The organism is Flavobacterium sp. ABG (genome assembly GCF_001027725.1).
In the GTDB taxonomy this organism is placed as follows: domain Bacteria; phylum Bacteroidota; class Bacteroidia; order Flavobacteriales; family Flavobacteriaceae; genus Flavobacterium; species Flavobacterium cupriresistens.
In genome coordinates, this window is record NZ_LEKS01000038.1 from 1 (window position 1) to 2,277 (window position 2,277).

General features: G+C 49.0%; 1 rRNA gene. It reads right to left on the reverse strand.

The annotated features are described in order from the left end of the window. Positions 1–40 precede the first annotated feature (40 nt). Positions 41–2,277, reverse strand: a 23S ribosomal RNA gene (locus tag AB674_RS21495); the annotation flags it as partial.

Genomic DNA, 2,277 nt, shown 5'->3' on the forward strand with positions numbered 1-2,277 from the left:
AGAAAGTTTCTTCCCCACACCGAAGTGTGGGGAAAAGGGTGTACATAAGCTTACGGATTATTAGTACTACTCGACTATGACATTACTGCCTTTACATCTATAGCCTATCAACGTGGTCATCTTCCACGATCCTTAAAAGAAATCTCATCTTGTGGTGGGTTTCGCGCTTATATGCTTTCAGCGCTTATCCCTTCCAAACGTAGCTACTCTGCGGTGCCCCTGGCGGGACAACAGATACACTAGAGGTTTGTCCAATTCGGTCCTCTCGTACTAGAATCAGATCCACTCAAATTTCTAACGCCCACAGTAGATAGAGACCGAACTGTCTCACGACGTTCTGAACCCAGCTCGCGTGCCACTTTAATGGGCGAACAGCCCAACCCTTGGGACCTTCTCCAGCCCCAGGATGTGACGAGCCGACATCGAGGTGCCAAACCCCCCCGTCGATATGAGCTCTTGGGGGAGATCAGCCTGTTATCCCCGGCGTACCTTTTATCCTTTGAGCGATGGCCCTTCCATGCGGAACCACCGGATCACTATGCTCTACTTTCGTACCTGATCGACCTGTATGTCTCTCAGTCAAGCTCCCTTATGCCATTGCACTCTACGCACGGTTACCAAGCGTACTGAGGGAACCTTTAGAAGCCTCCGTTACTCTTTTGGAGGCGACCACCCCAGTCAAACTACCCACCAAGCAATGTCCCCCACATAGCGGGGTTAGGCCTCAGATAAACAAAGGGTTGTATTTCAACAATGACTCCACAACGCCTAGCGACGCCACTTCACAGTCTCCAACCTATCCTACACATCATTTATCCAAGGTCAATACTAAGCTATAGTAAAGGTGCACAGGGTCTTTTCGTCCCACTGCGGGTAAACGGCATCTTCACCGTTACTACAATTTCACCGAGCTCATGGCTGAGACAGTGTCCAGATCGTTACACCATTCGTGCAGGTCGGAACTTACCCGACAAGGAATTTCGCTACCTTAGGACCGTTATAGTTACGGCCGCCGTTTACTGGGGCTTCAATTCAATGCTTCTCCGAAGATAACATCTCCTCTTAACCTTCCAGCACCGGGCAGGTGTCAGGCCCTATACTTCATCTTACGATTTTGCAGAGCCCTGTGTTTTTGATAAACAGTCGCCTGGACCTCTTCACTGCGGCCAGCTTGCGCTGGCGACCTTTCTCCCGAAGTTACAGGTCTATTTTGCCTAATTCCTTAGCCATGAATCTCTCGAGCACCTTAGGATTCTCTCCTCAACTACCTGTGTCGGTTTACGGTACTGGTACTAATTACCTGAAGTTTAGAGGTTTTTCTTGGAAGCCCTTAGGCGCACTATCTCTTTGTCCGAAGACTCCGAGTACTATCGTATTTCCCCAAGCCGCGTGGATTTGCCTGCGCAGCTTATAGGTAGGTACTTCAACGAACTATTCCGTCAGTTCGCGGCGCTTTCATCACTCCGTCACCCCATCACAGTAATTAGTAGTACGGGAATATTAACCCGTTAGCCATCGACTGTCCCTTTCGGGTTCGCCTTAGGACCAGACTAACCCACAGCTGATTAGCATAGCTGTGGAAACCTTAGTTTTTCGGTGTGCGGGTTTCTCGCCCGCATTATCGTTACTTATGCCTACATTTTCTTTTCTAACCAGTCCAGCATACCTTACGATACACCTTCAACCCTGTTAGAATGCTCCCCTACCACTTACAGTATAACTGTAAATCCATAGCTTCGGTAATATGCTTATGCCCGATTATTATCCATGCTCGTCCGCTCGACTAGTGAGCTGTTACGCACTCTTTAAATGAATGGCTGCTTCCAAGCCAACATCCTAGCTGTCTGGGCAGACAAACCTCGTTCTTTCAACTTAGCATATATTTGGGGACCTTAGCTGATGGTCTGGGTTCTTTCCCTCTCGGACTTGGACCTTAGCACCCAAGCCCTCACTGTTATCAATCATTATATAGCATTCGGAGTTTGTCAGGAATTGGTAGGCGGTGAAGCCCCCGCATCCAATCAGTAGCTCTACCTCTATATAACTAAAATAACGCTGCACCTAAATGCATTTCGGGGAGTACGAGCTATTTCCGAGTTTGATTGGCCTTTCACCCCTACCCACAGGTCATCCGAAGACTTTTCAACGTCAACCGGTTCGGACCTCCACACTGTGTTACCAGCGCTTCATCCTGCCCATGGGTAGATCACACGGTTTCGCGTCTAACACTACTGACTAAAGCGCCCTATTCAGACTCGCTTTCGCTACGGATCCGTG